The organism is Bacillus sp. ILBB4, assembly GCF_035064545.1.
Classification (GTDB): domain Bacteria; phylum Bacillota; class Bacilli; order Bacillales; family Bacillaceae_H; genus Priestia.
In genome coordinates this window covers 19,106-44,108 of sequence record NZ_JAIQVD010000012.1, presented here as the reverse complement: position 1 = coordinate 44,108, position 25,003 = coordinate 19,106, and the positions used below count along the sequence as shown (strand labels likewise).

25 protein-coding genes and 1 pseudogene are annotated in these 25,003 nt (G+C 32.9%); 15 read left to right on the top strand and 11 right to left on the bottom strand.

Annotated features, from left to right (window positions below):
- Nucleotides 1–183: 183 nt before the first annotated feature.
- Nucleotides 184–327: a hypothetical protein gene (locus tag LAV82_RS27565; protein ID WP_280157952.1), complete on the bottom strand. Its 144-nt coding sequence runs from the start codon at nucleotides 325–327 to the stop codon at nucleotides 184–186.
- A gap of 1,210 nt (nucleotides 328–1,537) precedes the next feature.
- On the opposite strand from LAV82_RS27565, the gene LAV82_RS27560 reads away from it, so the two are divergent.
- Entirely contained in the window at nucleotides 1,538–1,810 is a 273-nt protein-coding gene (locus tag LAV82_RS27560) for a GlsB/YeaQ/YmgE family stress response membrane protein (protein WP_061860540.1), read from the top strand.
- A 460-nt stretch (nucleotides 1,811–2,270) separates the two neighbouring features.
- Nucleotides 2,271–2,744 (top strand): hypothetical protein, encoded by a 474-nt coding sequence (locus LAV82_RS27555; RefSeq protein WP_499717382.1) that lies wholly within the window; start codon nucleotides 2,271–2,273, stop codon nucleotides 2,742–2,744.
- Between the two features lie 303 nt (nucleotides 2,745–3,047).
- Here LAV82_RS27555 and LAV82_RS27550 read toward each other — a convergent pair whose 3' ends face one another.
- Nucleotides 3,048–3,884, bottom strand: coding sequence for an STAS domain-containing protein (locus LAV82_RS27550; protein ID WP_499717381.1), 837 nt, complete (start codon nucleotides 3,882–3,884; stop codon nucleotides 3,048–3,050).
- 845 nt (nucleotides 3,885–4,729) lie between these two features.
- On the opposite strand from LAV82_RS27550, the gene LAV82_RS27545 reads away from it, so the two are divergent.
- Nucleotides 4,730–4,969, top strand: coding sequence for a hypothetical protein (locus LAV82_RS27545; RefSeq protein ID WP_499717380.1), 240 nt, complete (start codon nucleotides 4,730–4,732; stop codon nucleotides 4,967–4,969).
- Between the two features lie 101 nt (nucleotides 4,970–5,070).
- Here LAV82_RS27545 and LAV82_RS27540 read toward each other — a convergent pair whose 3' ends face one another.
- The 7 genes from LAV82_RS27540 to LAV82_RS27510 all read right to left on the bottom strand — a co-directional run bounded on the left by LAV82_RS27540 (nucleotide 5,071) and on the right by LAV82_RS27510 (nucleotide 10,962).
- Nucleotides 5,071–5,583: a DUF3231 family protein gene (locus LAV82_RS27540; RefSeq protein WP_499717379.1), complete on the bottom strand. Its 513-nt coding sequence runs from the start codon at nucleotides 5,581–5,583 to the stop codon at nucleotides 5,071–5,073.
- A 295-nt stretch (nucleotides 5,584–5,878) separates the two neighbouring features.
- On the bottom strand, nucleotides 5,879–6,421 hold the full coding sequence (locus LAV82_RS27535; RefSeq protein ID WP_499717378.1) for a CBO0543 family protein: 543 nt from the start codon (nucleotides 6,419–6,421) through the stop codon (nucleotides 5,879–5,881).
- Between the two features lie 184 nt (nucleotides 6,422–6,605).
- On the bottom strand, nucleotides 6,606–7,523 hold the full coding sequence (locus LAV82_RS27530) for a DUF4240 domain-containing protein (RefSeq protein ID WP_499717377.1): 918 nt from the start codon (nucleotides 7,521–7,523) through the stop codon (nucleotides 6,606–6,608).
- Nucleotides 7,524–7,667: 144 nt separating this feature from the next.
- Complete coding sequence (locus LAV82_RS27525; protein WP_216884960.1) at nucleotides 7,668–7,862, bottom strand: hypothetical protein; 195 nt, start codon at nucleotides 7,860–7,862, stop codon at nucleotides 7,668–7,670.
- 490 nt (nucleotides 7,863–8,352) lie between these two features.
- Nucleotides 8,353–8,805, bottom strand: a complete 453-nt coding sequence (locus LAV82_RS27520; protein ID WP_029320891.1) for a VOC family protein — start codon at nucleotides 8,803–8,805, stop codon at nucleotides 8,353–8,355.
- Nucleotides 8,806–9,742: 937 nt separating this feature from the next.
- A complete protein-coding gene (locus tag LAV82_RS27515) occupies nucleotides 9,743–10,039 on the bottom strand; it encodes a putative quinol monooxygenase (RefSeq protein WP_499717376.1) in 297 nt (98 codons plus the stop codon).
- Between the two features lie 188 nt (nucleotides 10,040–10,227).
- A complete protein-coding gene (locus LAV82_RS27510) occupies nucleotides 10,228–10,962 on the bottom strand; it encodes an SDR family NAD(P)-dependent oxidoreductase (protein ID WP_499717375.1) in 735 nt (244 codons plus the stop codon).
- Between the two features lie 252 nt (nucleotides 10,963–11,214).
- On the opposite strand from LAV82_RS27510, the pseudogene LAV82_RS27505 reads away from it, so the two are divergent.
- Nucleotides 11,215–11,820, top strand: a pseudogene (locus LAV82_RS27505) (GNAT family N-acetyltransferase).
- A 30-nt stretch (nucleotides 11,821–11,850) separates the two neighbouring features.
- Here the strand turns inward: LAV82_RS27505 and LAV82_RS27500 are convergent.
- Nucleotides 11,851–12,303 (bottom strand): VOC family protein, encoded by a 453-nt coding sequence (locus LAV82_RS27500; protein WP_335523962.1) that lies wholly within the window; start codon nucleotides 12,301–12,303, stop codon nucleotides 11,851–11,853.
- Nucleotides 12,304–13,159: 856 nt separating this feature from the next.
- Between LAV82_RS27500 and LAV82_RS27495 the strand changes: the two genes are divergently transcribed.
- The 6 genes from LAV82_RS27495 (at nucleotide 13,160) to LAV82_RS27470 (ending at nucleotide 19,234) form a co-directional block, all read left to right on the top strand.
- The gene (locus LAV82_RS27495) at nucleotides 13,160–14,005 is read left to right on the top strand and encodes an STAS domain-containing protein (RefSeq protein WP_499717374.1); all 846 of its coding nucleotides are present in this window, start codon (nucleotides 13,160–13,162) and stop codon (nucleotides 14,003–14,005) included.
- 258 nt (nucleotides 14,006–14,263) lie between these two features.
- On the top strand, nucleotides 14,264–14,683 hold the full coding sequence (locus tag LAV82_RS27490) for a hypothetical protein (protein WP_499717373.1): 420 nt from the start codon (nucleotides 14,264–14,266) through the stop codon (nucleotides 14,681–14,683).
- A gap of 616 nt (nucleotides 14,684–15,299) precedes the next feature.
- Nucleotides 15,300–15,587, top strand: coding sequence for a hypothetical protein (locus tag LAV82_RS27485; protein ID WP_499717372.1), 288 nt, complete (start codon nucleotides 15,300–15,302; stop codon nucleotides 15,585–15,587).
- A gap of 958 nt (nucleotides 15,588–16,545) precedes the next feature.
- Nucleotides 16,546–16,896: a hypothetical protein gene (locus LAV82_RS27480; protein WP_499717371.1), complete on the top strand. Its 351-nt coding sequence runs from the start codon at nucleotides 16,546–16,548 to the stop codon at nucleotides 16,894–16,896.
- On the top strand, nucleotides 16,886–18,115 hold the full coding sequence (locus LAV82_RS27475; protein ID WP_499717370.1) for a Ger(x)C family spore germination protein: 1,230 nt from the start codon (nucleotides 16,886–16,888) through the stop codon (nucleotides 18,113–18,115). Before LAV82_RS27480 ends, LAV82_RS27475 begins: the two co-directional genes overlap by 11 nt.
- A gap of 21 nt (nucleotides 18,116–18,136) precedes the next feature.
- The gene (locus tag LAV82_RS27470; protein ID WP_499717369.1) at nucleotides 18,137–19,234 is read left to right on the top strand and encodes a GerAB/ArcD/ProY family transporter; all 1,098 of its coding nucleotides are present in this window, start codon (nucleotides 18,137–18,139) and stop codon (nucleotides 19,232–19,234) included.
- 89 nt (nucleotides 19,235–19,323) lie between these two features.
- On the opposite strand, the gene LAV82_RS27465 is transcribed toward LAV82_RS27470, so the two are convergent.
- Complete coding sequence (locus LAV82_RS27465; protein ID WP_499717368.1) at nucleotides 19,324–20,577, bottom strand: cation:proton antiporter; 1,254 nt, start codon at nucleotides 20,575–20,577, stop codon at nucleotides 19,324–19,326.
- Between the two features lie 286 nt (nucleotides 20,578–20,863).
- On the opposite strand from LAV82_RS27465, the gene LAV82_RS27460 reads away from it, so the two are divergent.
- The 5 genes from LAV82_RS27460 to LAV82_RS27440 all read left to right on the top strand — a co-directional run bounded on the left by LAV82_RS27460 (nucleotide 20,864) and on the right by LAV82_RS27440 (nucleotide 24,860).
- The gene (locus LAV82_RS27460; RefSeq protein ID WP_499717367.1) at nucleotides 20,864–21,517 is read left to right on the top strand and encodes a potassium channel family protein; all 654 of its coding nucleotides are present in this window, start codon (nucleotides 20,864–20,866) and stop codon (nucleotides 21,515–21,517) included.
- Between the two features lie 16 nt (nucleotides 21,518–21,533).
- Entirely contained in the window at nucleotides 21,534–22,874 is a 1,341-nt protein-coding gene (locus tag LAV82_RS27455; RefSeq protein ID WP_499717366.1) for a TrkH family potassium uptake protein, read from the top strand.
- A gap of 392 nt (nucleotides 22,875–23,266) precedes the next feature.
- On the top strand, nucleotides 23,267–23,734 hold the full coding sequence (locus tag LAV82_RS27450; RefSeq protein ID WP_499717365.1) for an NAD-binding protein: 468 nt from the start codon (nucleotides 23,267–23,269) through the stop codon (nucleotides 23,732–23,734).
- Nucleotides 23,735–23,935: 201 nt separating this feature from the next.
- Nucleotides 23,936–24,379, top strand: coding sequence for a thiol-disulfide oxidoreductase DCC family protein (locus LAV82_RS27445; RefSeq protein ID WP_499717364.1), 444 nt, complete (start codon nucleotides 23,936–23,938; stop codon nucleotides 24,377–24,379).
- Nucleotides 24,372–24,860, top strand: coding sequence for a hypothetical protein (locus LAV82_RS27440; RefSeq protein ID WP_499717363.1), 489 nt, complete (start codon nucleotides 24,372–24,374; stop codon nucleotides 24,858–24,860). Before LAV82_RS27445 ends, LAV82_RS27440 begins: the two co-directional genes overlap by 8 nt.
- The last annotated feature ends 143 nt before the right edge of the window (nucleotides 24,861–25,003 follow it).

Genomic DNA, 25,003 nt, shown 5'->3' with positions numbered 1-25,003 from the left:
TTTTTAGGCTGTATATGCTATGCAACTTTAGTTAGTATAATGGACATTATAAGAAACCAAATCCTTTATATATTAGGAATTTGGTTTCTATTTTTATCAAAAAATGATTAATATGTTTATTTAACAACAAAAATCAAATTGAGTCAGTTTGGTTAGTAAAATAAAAATATGCGACAACTATTATCATGTTAGTAGTATATCATTTAATAAAGCCAGCTCTACTTTGAAAGGATCGTTAATTTTTCTAAGCTCACAATAACCAGAACTATAAATATGAATAATCTTAAATCTTTTACCAAGATATAAAACCTCTTTATTAATTGACATACCTTCCCTCCAGATTCATTATCATAGTTCACTCAACATATTAATCACTTTTCTTGTTCAAAATTCATCCTTATTAAAATTAAGTTACTTTTCCCTTTCTTGTATATTTCAAAACATAAATTTAAAATACACTCAATTTTTTATGTATATACATATTTTTTACTACCTGGGCCAAATTACTTAAGATGCAACAAAGCGTCAACACAACATTGTGGTTACTGTATAGAAAAAGATTGCCTCATTTTTTCTGATAAGAGGTAGCTTTTTTTTTTGAAGATATATACCATATCCAAACCTAGTCTACATAAGGTCAATAAAGTATAAAATCTCCTCAATAGGGTAGACTGCTAAAGTTCGCTTGATTATATACAATACCTGTTGTATGTAAATAGCTTTATTTCTTGTTGCAGTTGCAGACTTCCTAACAAGTCTGTTTCTTTTTATTTAATAATTATAAAATGAATAATAAATAACAGCCAAGATGTCCTGAGATATCAAAAACTAACTTCTAATTACGTAACAGAATAAACTAATCCCCTCTGAACTGAACCTAAAAGGCAGTTTTTTCTGTGTTTAGGTTATATATGATGTAAAAAGGTAGTTAACATAATCGCTATTATCAGAAATCAAGTGTCATTATGTGTCGAAGGGGTAATATAAAAGAAATAACATCAGGAGGGGAGGATATGCTCGATAACTATGAACGTTTCCTATTCCATAGGGAGATTAAATGTTTAATTGCGGATTATGATAAGTGTAGACATCTATCTACTAAGCACGAGTTATACAATCAGATAGTATTTCTAAAAAAAGCACTTAAATATGGATGTAAAAAAAGAATATCTAGATAGTAGAAGCTATATATTTGTCGAGAAAAACAATTGATCTCTAACTCGGATTGTTTTTCTCTTTTTTATATAAAAGAATAGGTTCTTATCACTTGAATGAAATAAAAAGAAGATCACTAAGATATCATCAAACGAATTACAAGACCCATAGAAGCAAATAAATTTATGATATATGGCGTATTTTTGTTTAGGAAATTCATATGGTGAATAGGAATAGATCTTAGTAACTATTTAAAGAAATCCGTGTGAAATTTTCTACTTAATTGAGAGAAAAGCCTCTAAACAAGAAAAAAATCCCACGATTAATTCGTCTCATTTAGGGGTAAAGCCAACTAAATCTTTTACTAAGGAGACGATTCTTAATGGAAATACTATGGATGCTAATTGTTGGAGGGATTATCGGTTGGCTTGCTAGTTTAATTACAGGCCGAGATGTCCCTGGAGGAATTATCGGTAATATTATTGCTGGTTTTATTGGTGCCTGGTTAGGTGGACTTATCTTAGGTAATTGGGGACCAGTCGTAGGTGGATTTGCAATTATCCCAGCTATTATTGGATCGATTATTTTAGTGTTAATTGTAAGCTTTATTATGCGTAAAATGGGACAGAAGAATAATCATGGTCATCATGCATAAGAAAGAGACAAAATGTAAATTAGAGTGATTACCAATACCAGCCTAATATTGTCTGACTTTATTCTAGAGAAGCAATTCAAACTAAATTCTTACCTTATTTACCTAGTACAATTGATAAAAATGTTAAAAATGAGAAGAGGAATTAATGATAAAACAATTGCTTTGCAATAAAAGAACGGTAAAAATACAAAATTTGAATCAGAGTATCTTATAAGCGACCTTATAATTCTAATTGGAATCAATGAGGTCGCTTATTATTGGGGTAAATCTTTAAAAATTATGAGTCAGTATATTTTCCTACAATTAATGTTAATGAGTAATAAACGCATGATAATATTTGTTTATATACATTATTTATCATGGTAAGTAGTGAAAAATGCTGTTTCCTTTTTATGTTTGTTATTTTTATGTTTGTTATAATGAAAGTATGCATGACACGGAAAGGGAAGAGAAATTAAGTATGATACTTATTAAAAACAGCGAAGAAGTAATAAGAGAAGCAAAACATCAACTTCATACAACCATGGATGATTATCAAACTAAAATTATCTCTATTTTTGATAAACACCATGTTCTAATGAATCAACAAATTAGATTAATGATTCTCTTATCGGACATAAAAGAGCAGGCTGTATTAATTGGGAAACACGCTGCAGTCAAAGGGAGACTAGATTGTGAAGGGCAGGATCAATTAATTACAGAAGTTATAGATGAAGTTCCTTTCCAGTACAGTAAAGAAACAGTAACCGATTTGGAAGGTAACATACAAATCAGTAAAAAAGGAATTGAAGAACTAGCAAAAGAGTGCGGATTAGATACTGAAAAAATAGTTAACCTAAAAGCTCTTCTACTTAATTTAAAGGTGTCTAGTTACATAAATGGACACTATGAAATGTATGTAAAAGATAACACTTTATCTAGAAAAAGATCTTAGTACGTTAGGATAAAACGAATAAAGTGTTTAAATATACGTAAAACTAATTAAGACGCCGTGAGGCATCAGTACTTAAACATAAGATATGTGTAACAGAAAAACTACTGTATGGGAGCAGTAGTTTTTTTGTTTTTAAGCTGTATACTCCATACATTTTTAGCTACCTTAATGGTTTTCTAGGCACAAAAAGCCTTATATCTTCCTATAAGGCTTTTCTGAATAATGATTTATTTTTTCAAAAACGATTCTAATTTCATAAATTCATTTCCATTTCTCTGGGTAGAGTAAACTTACCTATTCCTCCTACATTTGATGGAGTTCTAGATATTCTTTTAATGTTTGCTGTAACGTCCCTTTTGTTTCTGCCTTGTCTTGAAAGGAGATTCCTGAGTGAATCATTGTTCGCACCAGGTCAGCACGTAAACCTGTAAGAATTGCCTTACATCCCATCATTGAAATTCCAGTTAATATTTTTTGGAAATGGTCAATGACATGCATCTCCATATTAGCAATTCCAGAAAGGTCTATAATTAATGTTTCAATCCTTAAATCTGAAATGCCTATCAATACTTTCTCCTCAATCGTTTGGATACGGTATGTGTCAACCATTCCGATCAATGGTAATACAGCTACAGATTGGCTAAGTGGTATAATAGGCACCGATAGATGTTCCACTAAGTCCCTCTGGGAGGCAATTAATTCATCTTTATATTTGGAATAACTGATTAGAAAAGTGTTAAGAAATTGATCAATCTTATCATTAATACGTTTCTCTAAGGCATAAAATTCTTCACGGCTATTAAAATGGTTATTTATTCGATCATATTGATAGATAAAATGCCATAATGTTCGCCTAATGGCCTGTACCCATTCTAGTTTGAAGGCAAGAGTTAAGGCGTGCTCCGCCCAGGCTACGCCTTCTTGCTGAGCGAAAGCAATGAGTTGTTCTTCTTTTTGTTCTACGACATATAGAGATAACTTTTGAGCATTTTTTAAAAGATCAATATTCCCAGTTTCTAAAATGTCATTAATTTTAGAGGCTACGTTAACCGCCTCTGATAAGAGTTTATCCTGGAAATTCTGTTTGTTGTCTCTAATAAAATCAGTCATTTTCTCTCTCTGATTATAAATAGCTTCCATTTTGAATACGCCCCCTTATTTTTTTGATTATAGTTAGCTTTAAATAATCAATACCTCAAAGTAAAATGTCATTTTTACATTGTCTATGAAGAAAATTCTTCCTTGTACTATCCCCAATAGATATGGCTTTAGATAAGAAATGCTAATTCTTTTATAACCAATTTGTAAATCTTGAACACACTCATGATAGTGCTACTTCTTTCACCATGATAAAGGGTTAATGGAGGTTATTTTCACTGGCTGATATCCATTCAGATAGTTCATCAAAAATGTTCTGAACTTGTTCTTTATTTAACGTGTTAACATTCTCCCATGCACTAGAAATATAAACCTCTAGATGATTAGGATAGGAAATGGATTCAGTAATAAGGGCTTTATAAAATAAAGGATTACCGCCTTTATCTACTTCACCCTTACATCTATAGTTTTCAAACTTCCAACCCCTTTTTGTTTTTTTAAAATGATAAAGGTCCTTAAGTCCCCACCGAGGGCTGTAAATTCGCATTTTGAATCTAGATGCACTACACAATTTCAGATACCTCCTACCTCCTCAAAAATATCATTTTTAAATAAGACTCTTTTTATTTTTACCCTCAAAAAATGTATTTTACATCCATCTTTTTTACCATATATATTAAGAATTGCTAACTATGTTGCATTCGTCATATAGCACCTAACTTCAATACAACATTACATTTTTTTGTTTTTTTACAAATTTATTTCATTTTTAAAATCTTTATTTCAATTATGGAAGGTAATAACTTATAAATATACCCTATGTTAAAATGGATTAAACTTTAATTTTTTAAATTTCTTTAAATAGTGAGAAAGGGGTTTGCTGATACATGACAATAATAAAAATCAAAGAAATGTTAGAAACTTTATTACGATATGAAGATAGTGAAATCACTCATACCTTTTGTAGTGGAAATCATACCTTTTCTCTCAGTTATTCTAAAGAACTAAAGAATTTTCAAGTGAAGAATATTAAAACGGGCCATATTGAACATTTTCCGGATGTAGAGACTACATCTTTAGCTTTGTATAAAATAATAAGTACTGTGGAAAAAGAAGTCACTGAGTAATAATCCACTTTTAAAGTCTACATAACAGGTATTATCAGAAATAAAAAAGGTATCCCTATTTGCTAAGAGACACCTTTTTCTATTTTATAGAAAGTTAATCATTAACAATCAGTTTTTTTAGACTTGTGAAGAGGAGGTGGAATTAACCAACCTTTTTCTTTATTAAGTCGTAAGAACTTTCCACCAAGAGCTACTTTTTGCATATGAATTTGTGCAAACATGGCTGCAATATCTTCACGAATAGATTGTCCAATCAATTGACTACACGCAACTAGACCAGCAGCTATATTCATTGAAATTGCTGCAGCTATTTCTGGATCTTGAACACGTGCCCCTACTGGAATATCATCTAAACAAGCTTCAGGTCGTTCAGGTGGGGTTGGCGGTAAGCCTACTCCATTTTCTTTTAACAATGTTTCTATATTTTTCATTTCCTGCTGGCACTGTTCAATTGTCTCTTGTACTAACTTATGTAGATCCTTGTCTCCTACATGATTAAGAAATGTTTGATAGCCAGATACTAACCCTTTTGAGGTAGAAACATACGACCATGTTCCAAATACCTCACCATAATGCATCGGTTCATCTGTAGGATTTCCACTTAAAATACCCATTGTTATCCTCCTTATAAAATTCATGATAGTGTGCCACCCTTCTTGCTATGCACATGTTTAACGTCTCCAAATCTTGTTTTATTATTCTTCTACTTCTATCAAAAAATTAATTCATCAAAGAATATAATTTCATATTTTAAGCAAACTACTTAAGATGCAATGAGGCATTACTCATGGAACCCAATTACGTAACAGAAAAAACCTACCTCTTTTGACCGGAAAGAGATAGGCTTTTTCTGTTTTTAAGGTGTATAAGATATACATAGCTAGTTACCATAATGGACTTTCTTTAATTCTACTCTCTTATTGGCAAAATCCTCTCTAAAAACCATCTAACTATTAAAGAAAGTAAAATAAAACCAATGAAAGAAAGCCAATGGGGAAAGTTATTTTTCTGATATATTTCTGCCCACTTAGACAAAGGTTCGATAACATAAGCAAATAAAAATGAAATAATGACAATATATAGAATATATATTGTCCATGTTTTCCCATAATGATAAGCCAAGCTGAATGCAACAGGGATTACAGTCAAGTCAGCAGGAATTAAAGGTGGAACCATAAAAAATAATTTGGTAGGGTATCCCCATAGCAATATATCAGCTCCAGCTACGTCTAAAATACTCGAAATGATACCAATCGACATAGCGAATGCAAATACATGTAGACGTTGTTTCTTTTTAATAAGATACCCCCATATAACCCAGGGTAAAATAGCAGCTATAAGCAGAACCCACCATTGCCATGTAAATAAATCACTGTGAAGCCAATTTTGATATCCAACTTCCTTTAGTTCTCTTCGAATATCTTGTACCTCATCATAAGAAGGATATGTCACAAATACTATGTTCTCCTCTCCATAAACACTCAATAAATGCTTCTTTATTTATATTTTGTCCAAAACATCGAGAATTAAAATTCATCATATTTTCAACGTATATATTATTCGTTTCTAGTTACCATAATGTTACTTATCGGTAGTATGAACATAAAAAGTGAGCTTTTCAGCTCACCTTTAGTTCTTAGAGAGTATTCTGCCAGCCTTCTGTGTTTGAAAAAGTCTCATAACTACATCCACTTTCATATTCAAATTCTTTACCCTTTTTTACATAATAAGCTTCAGATGAAAGAGACAGTAAGATTTCAAATTCAGTGTCCTTAAGCATTTTTGAAGGGTTGGATAAGACATCTTCAAAGACTTCTTTACCACGAGCGACGACTGCACATCTGGCATATAAGAAAAGGTCAGGTGAGAAATGTTGATTTTGTTGAGAAAAACAATATTCTCCCATTTTTTTTGCATGTTCTTCCGTATCTAATAAGAAAAGGTTATAAGACAGGGCCTCTTCAAAATGCCTTATTTGCCATACGGTTAAAGTAGAAAGTTCCTTAGTAGCAGCCTCTATAATTTCTTTTTCATCTTCTTTACTCCAGTCTAATAAAGAAATAATTCCCCAAAAGACTTGATCATCCATCATTTTTTTAGGTTTTGAAACTGAGTGTTTACGAGCATAGGCATCAGCTTCTTCAATTTGTTTTTTCATTTCAAGTTCAAACCCTATAGGATCTGTTTCTTCACGCCATTTGTAATAAACATCTATGCCACATTCTTTTGTCCATTCTCCAGCGTATATATTAGACTCCACCCCTATTTCATCTGCAGTTAGAGGTATATTTCCAATGAAAATTAACTCTTTAGGTACTCTACCATTCGCCCATTCAAATAAAGGCTTTTCTAATCCATCTGCTATAGACTCCGTAATTAAAATATGATGAACTGCTTTGGATTCCAATGTTGGCAACTGTTCACCTATATAACTTGTAGTACCAAGAAGATAAGAGCGATCAATTATATTCACTACTTTAACCGCACCATACTTATTCATCGGTAACGGTATAGCGAAAATATCTCCTACTTGCACTGACTTTTTTGAATTCACTGTGTGTAATTCCTTTCAATAAAAAGTTTAGTTATAAGTAGAATAACAAGGAATGCGAAAAGTGTATATAGTATACAAAATTAGTTAACATAATCCATATTCTAGGTACAAAAAAACTTATCTATTCGTAGATAAGTTTTTTTCTTATTTTCCAACTGAATTATTATCATTTTTTAAATTAAATGAGAACATGATACTCATAATTACATAGTAAACAGCAATAATAGCCATAGAACTAACAATGTTTTCTTTCATATCCTTAAACCAAAACCATAAGACAGAAACAATAATCCAAACAATTGGATAAGTTATAAAATATACACGGAATTTTTGCTTCATATGTTTCACCTTCTTATTTTACTTAGAATACTAACTCTAAGTGCACAGATTTATATTTGTTCAGAATTACTAGACTCTGCAGTATTTCTCTTTTTTAATTCAAGAAGGAGAGCAATAATTCCAATAAGTCCACCTATCGTAAAGAGGTATGAAACAAATGGTATTGGTTCATTTATTAATAAACCCCTGATTCCAAAAACAAACAAGATAATATTACTGATTAAACCAATCACAATTCTAATATTTTTACTGATGTTTTTCTCCTCCTTGTATTTGGTGATGTATATAGAATATTTTACCATATTAATCTATTTGATAACATGAATACCATATACAAAATCAGTTTACATAATACCTCTTTCCGGAAGTGAGCCAGCAAAAGAACCTTTACAGGTGAATTGCGCCCTTTTATTGAATAGGAATTTTCTTCAAATATTTTTACTTCAGTAATGTATATTTCAGTAAAGGCTTTTTATAAAATGTCACTTACTTATTTGTTACCGAGTTGTTCTGCCAAACCGATTAGAAGTCCTTCGATTCCACGAATGTAGCAGAGTCGATACGAGTCCTCGTACTGAACCACTTCGCCAACGAGCTGAGCACCATACTTAGTGAGTCTCGATACCATTTCGTCAATGTCTTCAACGGTAAACATGACGCGTAGATAACCGAGGGCGTTTACAGGAGCAGTCCGGTGATCTGATATAGTAGGTGGGGTGAGAAATCGCGACAGTTCAAGTCGGCTGTGGCCATCTGGGGTAACCATCATAGCAATCTCTACGCACTGAGAACCCAATCCGGTTACGCGACCAGCCCATTCACCTTCGACAGTGGCTCGCCCTTCGAGGTTCAAGCCAATCTCCTCAAAGAAAAAAATTGCGTCATCAAGGGATTCTACAACGATGCTGACATTGTCCATTCTTAGTAAGTTGTTTTTTGCCATAGTTTTATCTCCTTATGTGTAAAAATTTATTATCTGACCATCTTCATAATTATTCTATTAAAAAGTTTCAAATCCCTTTCAAACAAAAAACACCTTGTCACAATATAGGGAAATGTGAAACTGGGTTTTCGGATATGTCATATAATATCTCGTTAACGAACAACATTTCATAAACCTCTTAAACCTTCTACTATTGGAATATTTGCCAACCTTATTTCGTGAATGCCATCATGTTTAAATAGTTTCAAAAATTCGATACCATAGTTGCTATTCGGTAAAACAACTTCGCCTTCCCCACAAAATATTTCTACCTGTCACTAGGCCATATTTGTTGTATATTGTATATACATTGTAGAAAAAGATCATATTTGTCGTCGCTTAGAGTAAATGATAAAACAATAATTTTTGGAAGTTAGTTTATTCATTTACTTAATTATATAAAATACGTTGTTTTTGTATTTTATGTAAAATACACCTTGTTGAAAGTATATTAACATTAAATATTTATACATTTTCTGGTTAGTTGTCATGAATACAACAATTTCTTAAAAGGAAAGTAGAAGATAGATTAATATATGATAATAAGGGGAAATCTTCATTTGTCATTAATAAGAGTAAATAGTTAAATTAATAATTCACATAAAATGCTTTACCACTTACTTAACATATTTAGATTATTATGAAACAAAAAATGACCTTTACTTTAAAGCGTTAAATTGTTACCGTATTATTAGACAATCTTTCTTTTATTGCTATTCCTTAGTCAAAAAAGCACAAACCATATATAGTGGGTTTGTGCTTTTCTGTTCTTACAGACAAAGTAAAATCTACTTACCATAATGTTGATTATAGAAAAGGGTCTGAAATTCATTTTCAAGAAAATGTAGAAAAAGAAGGGGGCATGTCAACTTGGAAAGCGCCTTATGGCGCCTTTTTGTTAATTTACATTACTTTTAACTATCCATTCTACTTCCGTTAATTCTTGTTTTTGAACATTTTTGGTGTGTGTTTTTGTGAAATGGGCATTAACAGCTTCCTCGTTCTCCCAAATCTCCCAAAGCATTATTTTTCGTTCCGATGGTTTAAGAGGATAAGCATGGAATTTGATACATCCATCTTCTTTCATAGTTTCTTCCTCAAGTTTTTTGAACTCTCCCATTATTTCATTAAGGTCCTTATTACTAATAATTCTCAAGCATGCTGTTATGTAATGCATCAAGTTCCCCTCTTTCATAGTTTCTTTTAGTTTATCATTATAACGTTTCTCAGAAGTATTTCAAGAAAAACATTCCATTTAATCAAGGAAAGGACCTAAAAATACAGTGTATACTATCTACGTTTTTAGTTACCATAATGTGAATTCTCGGAAATAAAAAAGCTTACTAGAGAAAGTAAGCTTTTTAGTACGGAATAAATCATGGTCTATCTTAAGTACCCACCATTATTAATATCAAATGTAGATCCTGTATAATGCTTAGCTTTATCTGATAACAAAAATACAACTGTATCAGCCACATCCTGAGGGGTTACAGGGGATTTAATTAACTGGTGATTTAAATATTCTTCTTTTCTCCAGTCTGGTATTGTATTCATCATTGCTGTATTTACCATAGTAGGGGCAACAGCGTTTACTCTAATATATGGTGAAAAGTTCATTGCACAACTCTTAGTTAACCCCAAAATTGCTGCCTTAGATAATCCATAGATAGCATCTGAACTGCCTTCCATTCCCGACACTGATGACATATTTACAATAACTCCGTTATCCTTTTTATCAATTACTCTCTTTCCAAACATTTGAGAAAAGTAGATGAAACCTTTAATGTTGATATCCAGCACTCTATCAATGTCTTCATCAAGATAATCTAATATATTTTTAGCTAAATAAATCCCAGCATTGTTAACTAATCCGTTTACATCACTGTGCCTTGAGTCAATATAATTAAAAAACTCAACAACATTTTCATACTTACTTACATCTAGCTGATATGTATAGAGAGTATTTGAATTGCTTAAGCTTGAATTTAATTCATCCAAAAAATGCTTATTAATATCACATGCAATTACAGTAGCACCTTCGTCTAAACACAATCTAACGATGTCTTTTCCTATCCCTGAACCTGCGCCTGTTACAATTATTTTTCTGTTTTTTAACAATTTACAAAACGACTCCTTTATACTTTTAAAAAGTAAATTAATAATTGTTAATTTTACTAAAAATAACCATATATTGAAAGGGAGTTATTTCGATCTTACTACCAATAAATGAATACTGTATTCATTTCTAGTTACCATAATCACGATTATAGGAAATAAAAAGTATCATTCTACTAAAATTTAATGATACTTTTTATTTTATACAAATTACATATATAATGTTAATAAATAACAATTGCGGAGGTGTTTTTCATGAAGGTTGAAGAAATATTTGGAGATTTACCCGAACTTGAAACAGAACGTCTGATATTAAGAAAAATAACGTTAGATGATGTTGAAGATATGTATTCTTACTGCTCTAATGAAGAAGTATCTAAATACGTTACGTGGGAAACTCATCAGACAATCAACGATACTATTAACTTTGTTAAATTTGTATTAAATCAATATGAGAATAGAAAAATTGCTCCCTGGGCAATAGAGTATAAAGAAAATGGAAAACTTATAGGTACTATCGATTTTATCTCTTGGCATATAGAACACAATATAGCTGAAATCGGATATATCATTTCTAAAGATTATTGGGGAAACGGCATAGCAACAGAAGCTGCAAACGAAGTGATTAAATTTGGTTTTAACCATATGGACCTGATTCGTATCCAAGCAAGATGCTTTGTAGAGAACAAAGGATCAGCATGTGTAATGTAAAAATTGGGCATGTCCTTTGAAGGAATCCTTAGAAAAGCCATGTTTATAAAGGGAAAACATCAAAATTTAAAAATGTATTCAATATTAAAAGAAGAGTTCTCATACAAACATGAGTCAAAACCAGAAAATGTATACGATATGCAAAGCTAGTTTACATAAAACGTGTTATCGGAAGATCATTTATAAATTCTTAGCAAGGTTTTTCCATTCACTCAAATACATTTTATTTCTAACTTCTAATTCAACAGGTAGTCTAGAAATGAATTCTAAACTATTCTCATCGGGATCATCAAAGTATACGACTGCATGCGCTTGATCAGGAAGAACAATTGGTTCAATCGGTTCCATATCAAAGCTCTTTTTTGGATTAATCCCTTTACTCTTCAACCAGTCTATAGATTTTTCTAAATCATCTATATCAACTTGAAATGCTATATGTCGAAGTGATGGATGATATTTAGTCTGATATTCATCACCCTCCCACAAACCTAGCCAACTTTGGCCTTCTACAATCCAAAAAAACGCAATAGAACCATACCTTTTGTATAATTTTAAACCTAAGGATTCATAAAATAAGATTGATTCCTCAAGATTACTAACTGGCAAATGTGACTCATATAATCCCTTGATCATAAAAATCCCCCCTTCATTGACCAAAAATAAACACTCTAATTTTATCATGGATGTTGCATACCGTATGCAAAGTTAGTTACCATAATCACTATTTCCGGAACACACCACAAAAAAGAACCCTTGGTAGGCAAGAGTTCCAGGTAAGGAGTGTTTTCTGCTTTATGCAACTTTTTATACATATGATGTAACCCCTTTGAAATAGTACCGTTATAAAAAGAAATAGTATTGCCCCTTTACTGTCATAAAGACATGTTATGATAATTTATGTCGGTATGGCATATTTCCATTTATAGCTCGTGGGTAAAAGGATTTCTCTTTCCTTGTCAGGAGGATAGAGGGATCTTTTTACCTCTATAAATTTATCATTTCAGTTCCTAAGGAAACTAATATCTATACCAATTTACATGCAAACGTAGCGATTGGGTTTAATATAGGTTAAATCCTTTTCGTAGTTTGCATATACTTTACATGTGTCTCTATCTTTCTCCTATCTGATTCTATTCCTATTTATCGGAAAACAGATAGGGGTTTTTGTTATTTTCTCACGTTTATCAAAGACACTATTTTGAAGCTAGATTTTCTCGTTCTACAGCTTCGGGTGGGATTTCCATCCACCCGTTTTCCATCAAAATATTTGATGCATCCTTAACATAGTGGCTTTTTGCATCGTTTTTATGCTCTCTAGTTTTTAAACCTTCTATTGCTACTTTACCCAAACTTCTTAAGTGAATTATAATCTGTACTATATGTATAAAAGCAGGGTTTTGCCCCTCTGCTCAGTAGTTTCCCCCTTTTTTTAGGGTGTAATAGTTAAAACAACTTTTTTAGAGAATCTAAGCTCGGAGGACAGAATACAATGGATAATTTAAACTTTCTAGGAGAGAAAATTTTAGAAAAAAAATATGAAATTGCAAAAATGGTACACGCACATAGAATGGCTGACCTTAAAGAAGTAAAAGACATTAATCTTCCCGATGAGGAAATTATTGAATTGAGAGCAAACTTCATCAGCTATTTTGGACGGGCTATCATGGAAAAGCTCGATCAAAAAACAATGTTAGATCAAATAGTAAAATGGGGGAACCAATCAGGAGAATTTGCATCAAATTTAGGGGTTTCTCTTAGCGAGGCCTTAGAAGATACAACCTATTATCGAACATTCATATGGGAAGTTCTTAAAGAAGAAATAAAAAAGCAGAATATGTCGATAGATACAGTATTTGAATTAAGCTCAATTATTGATCCTTTATTAGATAAAGCTGTTTTTGCTTTTAGTTTAACTTATGTGAATATTCATCATGAAACATTAAAAAAAGCAAAGAATGCTTTCCTTGAATTATCAGTACCTGTGGTTCCAATCACCAAAGGTATTGCTATTTTACCTCTCATTGGGGAGGTAGATACGGGAAGAGCAACGCTTTTACTAGAAGAAACATTAAAGAAAGCAAATGAACTGAAATTATCACACATGCTATTCGACCTCTCCGGTGTGATGATTATAGATACTATGGTTGCTTATCAAATTTTTAAAATTGTAGAGGCGTTAGGTCTTCTTGGGGTAAAAACGATATTAATCGGTATCCGTCCTGAAGTTGCTCAAACAATGATTCAACTTGGAATTGATTTTAGTAAAATAACGATAAAAGCAAATTTAGAACAAGCGCTTCTTGGTTTGAATTTAACCATTGATTCCTTAGAATAAATGTTCTTATCCAGTTTAAACGAATAATAAATAGCAACTTGAGCAAATTACTCAAGACGTTCTGCAACGTCAGCCAAACATTGATTATCATTCATGAAACAGAAAAAACAACTGAACGGACCCAGTTGTTTTTTCTGTTTTTAAGCTGTATACGATATACAAACGTAGTTAATATAATGTGCTTTATCAGTACATACAAAACTTACTTAGATATGGTATGGTAAGTAAAAAGAGTAATTAATTTAAAGGAGCTAGAATATGGATACTTCTACAACTAAATGGATTCCTGTTCCTTATTTTCAAATCAATCAAGAGGGTACAATTCTAAATTCTTCAAACATAACACATTCATATTTTCCTCCTATATCTAATATATGGACGATCATTCATAAAGAAGACCGGAATAAAGCTATAGTAATGCTATCACAGAGTACTAATTCTCACCCTGTAACAAAACATCTAATTTTACAGATAAAGAACGGGTTCTTTGGGAATTTTAAATGTACGATCCAATGGAAAGATGGGATAGGTCATCTAGTATGTACGGAATTAAAGAGTAATAAAGTCCTCACATCGTTATCTGTTGAACGCTCTTTAATAAATACCCAAAAACGGTTAGAGGAATCAGAAAAAACTATAAACAAAGTTAGTGAAATGCTAAGGATGAGAAAACATTAATTCTTTGTTTTTCTTCACATGAATTCTTTTTATCTTGAGCAAACTACTCAAGATGCAATAGAGCGTCAGCTGAACATCTATATTTTACGATTAGAAAAACCTACCTCATGTCGCCACAAAGGTAGGTTTTTCTGTTCTTAGTCTATGGTTAGAATGTTTACTCTAAAATATAAAGGTGGATTCAGTATAAATGAATAATAAGGTTTATATGATCTTTTGTAAAATCTTCATTGTTTGCATTGTTCCCTTTATTATTATCTTTCTTACCGACCTTTTGGTGCAAATAACCAGTAAAAGAAATTGATTTATATTCTTTCCTCCTACAAACGGATAATAAATAGCAACTTGAGTAAACTACTCAAGATGTTTCCGAGCATCGACTCATACAACTAAATTCTGCAACAGACAAACCTATCTCCTTTAACTGGGAAGAGATAGGTTTTTTTGTTTTTAAGATGACTAAGATATACAGCCTTAGTTAACATGATAGAACTTTCCGGCACGCATGATAAAGGAAACCCTTTGGCGTAGAAGGATTTTACCTTTATAAGTCCAAGTAGGATAGTAATAGTGACTTATAAAACAATTGAAGGATGCAGAAATGGAGGGAAGTAAGTTGCCTAACAGAGAGTATCCATACTATTTTGTAAAGTTAGGTAGATTATTTTACGTATATCATTCGTATAAGGACGTAAAAGAGAAAGAAGTATTTAGTTACGAATTTACTAACGATGAATCGGTAGCATTTCCCATTGATGAAAAGTCTGCTAAACAATTGGCAGATGAGTGTGGAGGTCAAATTGTAATGAAGAACGCTACATTTAATGATTATATTAGCCAGGGAGAAAGGTGGAGTCATTTTATAGATAGTAAAAAAAAACATATGGAGAATCTATATCATTAATTGAATAATAAAACCTTTTAACTACTATTTATTTTGAAGAACAAGTTCATATTTGTCGTCACTAAAGGTAAGTGATGAAACTTTAATAATATATAAAATACTTTAGTGTTTACTTAACTACTCATAAAACATGGGTGTGAGAAAAGGGTTGCTTTTTTCTAAGTAGAGTCGATTACAATATTTATTTTTAAAGTTATATGTATATGAATCTACAAATCTGGCCAGACTAATAACGTATTCCCCCCTATTTCAATAAATTTGAAAATCCTTTGCTTTTATCAGCAAAGGATTCTTTTTTTATTAAGCATAATTTATTATAAGTAATTTTACGTAATGGATTTAATCAGAAATTAAATGTTAAAATGTTTCATTTATTCTATGATAAGGAGCTTTTTATTTGTGAATCTATACTCTTACAAATAGGAAAAAGTATACGTATTTTTGAACGATACATTTCTAATCTATAACTAATTACATTTAAGTTCAAAAGCATTTCAAGTAGAGAAAAAAGGAAAAAATCATTTAATAATTTTTTAAAAATAGGACTATGAGAAATTATCTTTTTTTACTATAATCTATCTGTATGATCTTACGATGCAAATTTCCCATTTGATCCATGTAATACAAAACAGTTTTTATTTTTATGGTTACATGTAAGTCAAATTAAATATAGATTGAAGGAGCGTAAACAACCCTTGGTATTCGCAATTATTTATGAATTTTTATCCTCCCTACTAATAAAGCCTGAACCAAAAATTAAAAAACGCGTTAGTTAGTTTAACAATTCATATAGGAAAGATAAAGCCCATCCACTTAGGTCGATGGGCTTTTTTATCTATTTTATACTACGTTATCTTACACATCCTCTACTTCTCTTTCTTCTAGTATGGTTCAGAAAGTTTTTGTTAATTTTCACATAAAAATCTGTTATTTGGTTAAAGTAACCAAAAAAGGGATATTGAACCTATGCCTTCGTTCTTTAAAGATCCAAATAAAAAAAAAGAACCGTTACTATGATACTGAAAATCAACCTACTGACCACTCAGTAGAGCATATACATAGTTCATTATTAGCGAATCTTAACATCATTAAACTGAAACCAGGAACCAGTTCAGGCTTCGTCGTTCGTCAAGTAAAAAGGAGAATAAATGCCGGTATTAAAGTATCTATTGTCTATGCACTCAGACAAAGCCCTCGATTAATTAATGCAAATACTGTTCAGGAATGGACCAATCAACGCTCTCACCCTCCTGCACCTCCTCGTATGGTGAACCGAGACCTTGAAGCAGGTGACAACAATGAAGCGTAAAGGGGCTTTTCTTTTATTGATGATGATGATTACTTTCTTGCTCTCCAGTTGTTGGAGTAAAAAAGAGTTAACGGACCTTGCCATTGTTTCAGCAATAGGTGTCGACAAAACCAAAGGTGGAAGCTATCATCTAACGCTCCAAATTATTAATCCAGGGAACGTAGCAGGAGGCATACAAGGTGGAGGTGGTGGTACGCAAAGTCCACCTGTTACTATCTATTCAGCTTCTGGCAACAATGTAGTCGAAGCAAGTAGACGGGCTTCAGGTAGGATTTCCCGGAGGCTGTATTATGCCCATGCAAACTTAATCGTTATTGGTGAGAGGATGGCAAGAGAAGATGGGGTTAACCCGTTAATAGATGCTCTTGACCGTGACCCTGAGTTTCGGAATACTTCAACCATGGTGATTGCGAATCATTCAACTGCCGCAGATTTGGTTAAAGCATTAACACCCGTTGATAAAATTCCAGCGAATAAAGTGATGAAAACATTAGAATTCACCCAAAGAAAATGGGGAGAGACTGTAAAAGTTTCGTTCCAAGACGTAATGAATAGACTCCAATCTCCTGGAGGAGAAGCCGTCGTACTAGGATTTCGTCTGGTTGGGAATCCACAGAAAGCAAAAAAGCTAGATAACCTTCAAGAAAGTGCGCCTGAAGCAACACTTCGAGCTTCGGGACTCGCCGTTTTAAGAAAAGGAAAATTAATAGATTGGCTGTATGGAGGCACAGCAAGAGGAACGGTGTGGATTCTAGATGAAATACAAGGAACAGATATCAACACCGATTGGGATGGGAAGAAAGAAGCCATCGCCTATCAAACCGTACGTCAAAAAACAAGTGTGTCTGCCCAAGTGAAGAATGGTCAACCTCATATTTCCGTTCATGCACGTGTTGAAGGTGACATTGGTGAAATGGAGGTACCTGTAGATATAACCAATCCAAAAGTCATTACAAAGATCGAACAAGCATTGAGGAAAGAAATTAAAAAAGAGCTGCAAAAAGTCATTGAACATGCGCAGAAAGACAAAGCTGATATCTTTGGATTCGGCGAAGTCGTTCACCGTACTAGGCCAAATCAATGGAAAAAACTAGAACAAGAATGGAGTAATTTGCACTTCCAAAAATTAAACGTAAATGTTACCGTGGAAGCTTATGTACGTCGAGCTGGCTTACGAAACAAATCGTTTCTTTCAGGAATAAAAGAGAATCAAAAGTAAGGAAAAGGAGGTGACAGGTAAATGGAGAAAGCAAAAATTAGTGCCAGTCAGCTCTTTATTTTAATGGTCCTGTTTGAACTTGGGAGTGCTTTACTGGTACCTCTTGCTATGGGAGCCAAACAGGACGCTTGGCTTGCGATTCTACTTGGAATGGGATGCAGTTTTGTTCTATTATTAGTCTATTATAGGCTTTATTCGTATTATCCTGATCTCTTGCCTACGGAGTATATGCAAAATATTCTAGGTAAAGTGATGGGAACTGTACTTGCCTTTGTCTACCTCCTTTACTTTATGTATGATGCTGCAAGAGTTCTACGTGATTTTGGTGAAATGCTGCTAACCTTTGCCTATCCGGACACGCCTTTATTCATCGCGAATGCCTTATTGATGTTGGTTATTATTTATACGGTCCGCAAAGGAATCGAGGTCATAGCGAGATCAGGGGAGCTCTTTTTCATTTTTATGTATGTACTTGCCGTCACTGGATTTATTTTGATTGTGAGTTCTGGTTTAATTGATGTTACGAAATTACAACCGGTACTTGAAGAGGGCATGTTACCCGTCCTAAAAGTTGTATTTACTCAAACCATGTATTTCCCTTTTGCAGAAGCCATTGTGTTTACAATGATTTTACCTTACCTAAATAACCCTAAAAAGGCAAAGGTAACCATGTTATGTGCAACGGGATTAAGTGGAATCAATTTGGTTATTACGATGCTCATTAATATTAGTGTACTTGGCGTTAACCTGACTGCACGTTCACAGTTCCCTCTTCTTAGTACAGTACAGAGCATTCAAGTAGCTGATTTCTTAGAACGTCTTGATGTGTTTTTTATGCTAGCCTTGATAATCTGTGGTTTCTTTAAGGTAAGCGTGTTGTTCTATGCGGCCGTCATAGGCACGGCTAACCTATTTAAGATTAAATCACCTTCACGACTGGCGTATCCAATGGGTCTCATTATTCTATTTTTGTCTGTTACAATTGCGAGTAATTTTCAAGAACATCTCCATGAAGGGCTAAAGATAGCACCAGTTGTTCTGAATATTCCACTCTACGCAATTATTCCTCCTCTGCTTCTTCTTGTTGCCTTCCTAAAAAACAGAAAGAAGGAGAGATAGTAACGGAGTCATTTACAAACAGTGTACAGAATTTAAAAAAGCAGCGACTATAAAACTAACTCACCTTCGTTCAGATAGTTTTTTTAGAATTAAGTTCTATGTATAGGGGGTGTCAAGATAAGTCCTAGTTTTTTGGCTACGTAACCAGTTGTACTGGCTTGTATAAGAATCGTCACCAATATAGCAATAAAGGTAACAGAAGATATTTCATTTGCATATTTAACGTTTGCTGCTACAATCATTCCTGAAAGAGCTGCTGGTATAACACCTGTCTCACGAACCCAAAACATAAAGACAATCTCATTCCAATCCCACTTTGCTTTTCGATCAGGTAAAGTACATAGTAGGACAGCAAGTGGTCTTGCAACAAACATAAAGACGAGAACGATTAGTGTCCCCTGAATCCAAAATTGACCTAAGGTATTAAAATTAACTTGAGTCCCTAACAACATAAAAATAAGTGTTCTCATAATTAAAGTTAAGGTTTCTGAAAAGTGAGAGATTGTTGAATTCGTTTCATCTGAAATATAAAGACGAAACAGTTGTTGTGAATTCCCTAAAACAAGGCCTGCTGTAAAGGTCGCCATAAATCCACTTGCTTCAATAAACCCTGCTGCTAAGTAAGCGCTAATGGCCACAACCAGACTTACAATGGTATTATATTTCTGCAAAAGTCCCCACCTATGTTCGGAAATTAAAATAGAACCTAGGAAACCTATGATGGCTCCAATTAAAATTCCTCCTCCTGCTTCCCGAACAAAACTCCATACACTTGAAGAAAATGATAATTTTGTCTCTCCTAGAATGACACCTAGCAAGGTGAACGTTAAAATAGAGCCTGTTGCATCATTAAATGCTGACTCACTTTCTACCGTTTGTCTGACTTTTTCTCGAATAGTAATCTGTTTAAAAACAGGCATCAACGTCGCCGGGTCTGTTGATGCAATAACAGAGGCAAGTAAAAGAGCATATAGGATCGGTATATCCAATAAATAAAATGCGGTAAATGCTACAACTGCTGCCGTAACGACTACTCCTACTATGGATAAAAGGGAGATAGTCAACCATACCCTTTTTAATATCGACAATTGAATAGCTCTTCCACCTTCAAATAGAATTAAAATAGAACCTAGGACAATAATGAATTGATAGGCTACTGAATTAATTGGGGCTGTTATCAGGTGTAAGACGGATGGTCCAACCAAGATCCCTACAATCATAAATAGGGCCACATCAGGAATCTTAATATGCTCTGCTACTCTCATGGCTATTAACCCAAAAAGGAAAACCATCGTAATCATATATAATTCATGTTGAACAATATTCATGACACTAGCTTCCATCATTTCTCCTCCTTTGTTTCTTTCCTATGCCTCTAGGTTGCACATTTGTTCCGAAAATAATAACGAACCATTCTTCTGAGAATATTTATAAAGAAAAATGCGAAACTTAAAATAGAATTTTCATGCCATCTACTTACTCTTCTTATAAAAATATTCATATTCCATAAAGAGATTTACTAGGAAAGTTAACTGTGTATACAACTATTAAAAGAAAGATTAATTATTTATTAGCAGTTTATACTAATTTTTTATTCTTTTTTAAGGGCTACAAAAGGAGGAGAAAAAAATGCGAAAGCAATTTGCGGTACTTGGATTAGGAAACTTTGGAGGGACCTTAGTAGAAGAATTCTCTAAACTAGATGTCGAAGTGATTGCCGTGGATAAAGATGAGGAAGTGGTAAACAAATATGCCGATAAAGCTACGTTTGTTGCCCAAGCAAATGCCATTGATGAAAATGCTTTAAAAGCTATTGGTATTTCTAATATTGATCATGCCATTGTTTCATTTGGAGATGATATTGAAAACAGTATTCTCGCTACATTATTATTAAAAGAACTGGGTGTTAAACAAATTTGGGTCAAAGCAGCCAATCGTTATCATCAAAAAGTATTAGAAAAAATAGGGGCTGATCGTGTCATTCAACCTGAACGTGATATGGCGAAGCGTATCGCTCACCACGTCGGGTCTGAATCAATTATTGATTACATTGAACTGTCACCTGATTATAGTTTGGTTGAAATTAGAGTTTCACATAAACTACATAATAAAAACCTGTTTGATCTAGATGCACGGGCAAAGTATGGATGTAATGTTATTGGTATTGAACGAGAGAACAAGATGATCATTTCCCCTTCTGCTCATGAATCACTTTTAAAAGGTGACAAATTAATCATCATCGGTGATAATCAAGGTTTAAAGCGTTTTGAACAAGAGGTTTGATAAAGGAGGGATTATGTTGAGAAAAAAAAGAACGTTTTTTTTAGATCCTCCCAAGGTATTGGTGACTGGTTTTGCGCTCATCATCTTACTAGGAGCATTTCTATTAACTCTTCCCGTAGCCACCAAGGATGGAGAAGGTCTTTCATGGATAAATGCGCTGTTCACTTCTACATCTGCTACTTGTGTAACTGGTCTTGTTGTAGTAGATACAGGGACAACGTTTACTTTGTTTGGACAATTAGTTATCCTTGCTCTTATTCAAGTTGGAGGATTAGGGTTCATGACATTTGCCACTCTATTTGCTTTTATTTTAGGGAAGCGTATTTCTTTAAAAGAAAGAATTCTTTTACAAGAATCGCTTAATAATGTATCAATTGAGGGAATTGTTAGATTAGCAAAAAGAATTCTAGTTTTTACTCTTGTATTTGAAGGTTTAGGGGGACTACTACTAGCAATTCGATTTTCGTTTGACATGCCTCTTTCAAAAGCGATTTATTTTGGTTTTTTTCATGCTATCTCTAACTTTAATAATGCTGGTTTTGACTTAATGGGAGAATTCAGAAGTTTAACGGGGTATGTAGATGACCCTCTGGTTACTCTAGTTATCTGCACATTGATTGTATTCGGAGGAATTGGTTTCATTGTCATAAACGAATTGTACGAGTATCGTCATACCAAACGCTTCTCTTTACATACAAAAGTTGTTCTTATAACGACTAGTGTTTTATTAGTTGCGGGTACCATTATTGTCTTTATCTTAGAATTCAACAATACTAAAACACTACGGCCTTTATCTTGGTCAGGAAAATTCCTAGCTTCATTATTTCAGTCTGTTACACCTCGTACAGCAGGCGCTAATACATTAAACATCCCTGATTTAACTCAAACTACGTTATTCTTTACGATCTTTCTAATGTTTATTGGTGCTTCTCCAGGTTCTACGGGTGGAGGGATTAAAACAACTACTTTTGCGACTCTAATAGGAGCAGTCTGGTCGCAGATTAGAGGGAAAGAAGATGTAAACTTTTTTAGAAGGAAAGTTACCTATGATGTTATCTATAAATCGCTCACTGTTACTTCGATTGGTTTATTTATTGTCTTTGTAGTAGCGATGCTATTGACCATTACAGAACCTGGAAAAGAGTTCTTAATGATTCTTTTTGAAACAGTTTCGGCTTTTGGAACAGTAGGGCTCTCCATGGGACTCACGCCAGACTTATCACCTATCGGCAGAATAATCATTGTATTAACCATGTTTGCTGGAAGAGTTGGCCCTTTAACCATTGCATTTGCTATTACACTTCGTCGCCAAGGAGATCCATTCCATTATCCAAAAGGAAAAATTATGATTGGATAGATAATCTCATCTTCTTTTATAAAAAAATGGTTTTCAAAAAAGAACGCTTTCGTATATTGAGCGTTCTTTTTTATCTATTTATTCAGCAAAATAAAATCAATTTCTATTAAAAACCACTATAAAACATTATTAGAAAATAATTTAGATAGAATAAGTTATTGTAACAAGTGATGCATTAAACGTATAAATTGGTCAATGATGTTATCTAGTTTATCTTCAAAAAAACAGGAGATAATAATGATAGAGATTTTTAATCAATTACACTGTAGAATATGTTGGGTATGTTCTTTCTGACGTATTAAGTTAGTACCACTCATCGTATTTGAAACTAAGTTTGTGAATCACTCTTTAATTATTTTATAGGCCTTATGATTTTAAAGGAGAGTGCTTTAATGGGAGATGATTTTATATATAAAGGAAATAATCATTTTATTATCATTGGTTGGAATGAACGAGTTAGAACCCTTTTTACTTACCTTGAAGAGTCTTTGTTTCTAAATGAAATCGTCCTGATTGATAATACACTAGAAACACCTTCAGTCTTATCTCAGTATGTCTATTTTATTAAGGGAGATCCAACAGATTCACAGACATTAGTAAAGGCAAACATAAAGTACGCAACAACAATACTTATAACAGCTAATGCACACCAAACAGAGGAGGAAGCTGATTTACAATCTCTCATATCGCTTATAGCTAGTAAAGGGCAGAATCCTTCCATTTACAGTGTTGTTGAAATTCTAACTTCTAAACAGATTGTAAATGCAAGGCATGCAGGTGCTGATCAAATCATTCACAGAAGTTTACCAATAAGTCGTCTTATGTATGATAAATTATTTAGTGAAAAAATGTCTTATTAAGGTGACGTAGTTTTTATTATTGTATATTTTATCTATTTTTAGTTAACATAAAACAAATTCTAGGCATTCTTAACAGAAAAATAAAGCTCATCTAACAAAATTGTAAGCCCGTCTTACATTATTGTTAGGTGAGCTTTATTAAATCTCGTATTATAATTATTTGTAGAAAATATTTACAATTAACTAAAGGGATGAAATATATTGAAGGTAAAAAAAGACAATCAACCTATTATTATGTTTGATGGTATATGTAACGTATGTAATCATTGGGTCCAATTTGTGATAAAAAGAGATCCTAAAGGCATATTTAAATTTTTGTCTCTTCAATCAGATCTAGCACGTTCATTGATAATAAATCACAATCCGAATAATACGCAATTGGATTCCATTATCTTAATTGACAAAGGTCAAATATATACGGAATCTACAGCAATCTTACGTATCATAAATAAGCTTACCGGACCTATAAGGTTTTTCATTCTCTTTTGGATAATACCTAAAAAAATCCGAGATAGAGCGTATCGTTTTATTGCAAAGAATCGATATCGATTCTTTGGGAAAAAAGAAAGTTGTCTCGTCCCTAGCAAAGAAATACAAAATAGGTTTATTAAAACGAAAATAGAAGGTGGGAAAATCAATGAATAGAATTACATTTCTAAAAAAGCTTAGAATGACAATTATCACTACATTTAGATGGTCTTTAGCATTAACTTTCTTGATTTACGGCATTGCCAAAATCTATCCAGGCCAGTTTTCTACTGGCGACTTTATATATGACTCGACAAAGGACTCAGCAATGCAATTGGCTTGGCACTTCTTTGGATATTCGGATACATATAATCTTTTTATTGCTTTTGGAGAAATAACAGCAGCCTTATTATTAGTAATTCCAAAGACAGCAACTTTAGGAAACATTATTTATTTACCTATCACAGTAAATATTACTATTCTTGATTTTTGTTTTGAGATACCAGCTCGTTCTGTTACCACATTGTTAACCTTTATGAGTATAGCTTTACTTTTCTTTGAATATAAAAAATTAAAAAGAGTATTTTTTGACTCTCCAGTAACAGCTGAAACGTCTATCCAAACAGGCCTTATGAAAAAGAAGGTGAACATACAATGATTGTGCTACCTATTATATTGGTCAGTTTGGGAATTTCTGCTTTTTACTATTTTATTCTTAAAAAAGAAGCTTGAGATGAATACAATATACAGATCCAGTTAACATAATCACTCTTTCCGGAACACATCACAAAAAAGAACCCT

Bases quoted from the DNA above. Each gene is read 5' to 3' on its own strand.
- LAV82_RS27490 (WP_499717373.1), top strand. From the start codon at position 14,264: ATGGATACTTCTACAACTAAATGGATTCCTGTTCCTTATTTTCAAATC.
- LAV82_RS27545 (WP_499717380.1), top strand. From the start codon at position 4,730: ATGACAATAATAAAAATCAAAGAAATGTTAGAAACTTTATTACGATAT.
- LAV82_RS27500 (WP_335523962.1), bottom strand. From the start codon at position 12,303: ATGATCAAGGGATTATATGAGTCACATTTGCCAGTTAGTAATCTTGAG.
- LAV82_RS27470 (WP_499717369.1), top strand. From the start codon at position 18,137: ATGGAGAAAGCAAAAATTAGTGCCAGTCAGCTCTTTATTTTAATGGTC.
- LAV82_RS27440 (WP_499717363.1), top strand. From the start codon at position 24,372: ATGAATAGAATTACATTTCTAAAAAAGCTTAGAATGACAATTATCACT.
- LAV82_RS27520 (WP_029320891.1), bottom strand. From the start codon at position 8,805: ATGGCAAAAAACAACTTACTAAGAATGGACAATGTCAGCATCGTTGTA.
- LAV82_RS27525 (WP_216884960.1), bottom strand. From the start codon at position 7,862: ATGAAGCAAAAATTCCGTGTATATTTTATAACTTATCCAATTGTTTGG.
- LAV82_RS27555 (WP_499717382.1), top strand. From the start codon at position 2,271: ATGATACTTATTAAAAACAGCGAAGAAGTAATAAGAGAAGCAAAACAT.
- LAV82_RS27560 (WP_061860540.1), top strand. From the start codon at position 1,538: ATGGAAATACTATGGATGCTAATTGTTGGAGGGATTATCGGTTGGCTT.
- LAV82_RS27450 (WP_499717365.1), top strand. From the start codon at position 23,267: ATGGGAGATGATTTTATATATAAAGGAAATAATCATTTTATTATCATT.
- LAV82_RS27465 (WP_499717368.1), bottom strand. From the start codon at position 20,577: ATGGAAGCTAGTGTCATGAATATTGTTCAACATGAATTATATATGATT.
- LAV82_RS27540 (WP_499717379.1), bottom strand. From the start codon at position 5,583: ATGGGTATTTTAAGTGGAAATCCTACAGATGAACCGATGCATTATGGT.
- LAV82_RS27495 (WP_499717374.1), top strand. From the start codon at position 13,160: ATGGATAATTTAAACTTTCTAGGAGAGAAAATTTTAGAAAAAAAATAT.
- LAV82_RS27550 (WP_499717381.1), bottom strand. From the start codon at position 3,884: ATGGAAGCTATTTATAATCAGAGAGAGAAAATGACTGATTTTATTAGA.
- LAV82_RS27515 (WP_499717376.1), bottom strand. From the start codon at position 10,039: ATGAAAGAGGGGAACTTGATGCATTACATAACAGCATGCTTGAGAATT.
- LAV82_RS27460 (WP_499717367.1), top strand. From the start codon at position 20,864: ATGCGAAAGCAATTTGCGGTACTTGGATTAGGAAACTTTGGAGGGACC.
- LAV82_RS27475 (WP_499717370.1), top strand. From the start codon at position 16,886: ATGAAGCGTAAAGGGGCTTTTCTTTTATTGATGATGATGATTACTTTC.
- LAV82_RS27565 (WP_280157952.1), bottom strand. From the start codon at position 327: ATGTCAATTAATAAAGAGGTTTTATATCTTGGTAAAAGATTTAAGATT.